Source organism: Neolewinella lacunae (assembly GCF_014349155.1).
Classification (GTDB): domain Bacteria; phylum Bacteroidota; class Bacteroidia; order Chitinophagales; family Saprospiraceae; genus Neolewinella; species Neolewinella lacunae.
Genome location: NZ_JACSIT010000154.1, coordinates 214350 through 214642, shown reverse-complemented (window position 1 = coordinate 214642; position 293 = coordinate 214350). Strand labels below are relative to the sequence as shown.

Below are 293 nucleotides of genomic sequence, written 5' to 3'. Positions count from 1 at the left end.
CCCGAGGTATACAACATCAATAACCTGCCTGGCAATGTATTCGATGCGGACTTCGTCGGCTTCGCCTACGGTGACGTAGTGGGCAACGGACGTTCCACGGCTGCCATCGAAGCTGCCGACGCGCAATTGGAAGCTGGGCAGACGCACACCATGGAAATCCGCGGCACTGCGCTGGCGGGCTTCCAGGGCACGATCGAACTGGCCGCTGGCCTGGAGCTGGTGACGGCCAGCTACGAAGGCGAAGGCGCGATCAACCTGAACCGGGCCGGCGACGGCCTGGTGGCGGTAGCCCT

1 protein-coding gene is annotated in these 293 nt (G+C 63.8%); it reads left to right on the top strand.

What is annotated here, in order from left to right; translation table 11 throughout:
- On the top strand, positions 1-293 hold a 293-nt coding region (locus tag H9S92_RS21940; RefSeq protein WP_187468855.1), incomplete at both ends, for a hypothetical protein.